The 556-nt window shown below is 64.6% G+C and carries 2 protein-coding genes; both read left to right on the plus strand.

What is annotated here, in order from left to right; all coding sequences use genetic code 11:
* The first annotated feature begins 43 nt into the window (after positions 1–43).
* A complete protein-coding gene (locus EXE44_RS17865; RefSeq protein ID WP_241991892.1) occupies positions 44–328 on the plus strand; it encodes a hypothetical protein in 285 nt (94 codons plus the stop codon).
* Positions 329–332: 4 nt separating this feature from the next.
* The coding region (locus EXE44_RS17870; protein WP_137718041.1) for a hypothetical protein at positions 333–556 on the plus strand (224 nt) is incomplete at its 3' end.

The following is a 556-nucleotide window of genomic DNA, read 5'->3' on the forward strand; positions in this document are numbered from 1 at the left end:
CGACCCGCTCCGCCTCCGCGACGAGGTCGTCGTCCCGTTCCGGCTGTACAAGGCGGTGACAGTTTTCTCGACGCTCGCCGCGGTGGTCACCTTCCTGATCGGGTTCACGCTCGTCGACGCCGCGACGCTTCAGATAAGCTTCGTCCGGACGATCATCGTCTACCTGCTCGACAACGCCGGTATCCTGCCGCCGGAAGACGTGCTCGTGGCGATACTGGCGATCACGGGCGTGGGGTTCATCCTCCTCGGAACCGCCGTGTACGTGCTCGGGACTCGGTTCCGCGGACAGGGGATGGGAAAGTCTCAAGACGACCCCAGCGAAACGTGAGGTAATGGCAGACGAGTTCATCAAGGGCTTCGCCCTGTTCGCGATCGGGGGCCTCGGGTGGATCACCTTCGGGGGCTGGTACCGGACGCCGTCGTACTACGACGTGGTACAGCTCGTGAACCCGGCGGAGGGCGTGAACACGGCGTACGGCGAGGTCGGCGTGTTCGCGGGCGACGTGTTCTTCTGGCTAATGGTGCTCGGCGCGCTGACGTTCTGGGTCCTCATTCC

The sequence above is a fragment of the Halorubrum sp. SS7 genome (genome assembly GCF_005435055.1).
In the GTDB taxonomy this organism is placed as follows: Archaea; Halobacteriota; Halobacteria; order Halobacteriales; family Haloferacaceae; genus Halorubrum; species Halorubrum salinarum.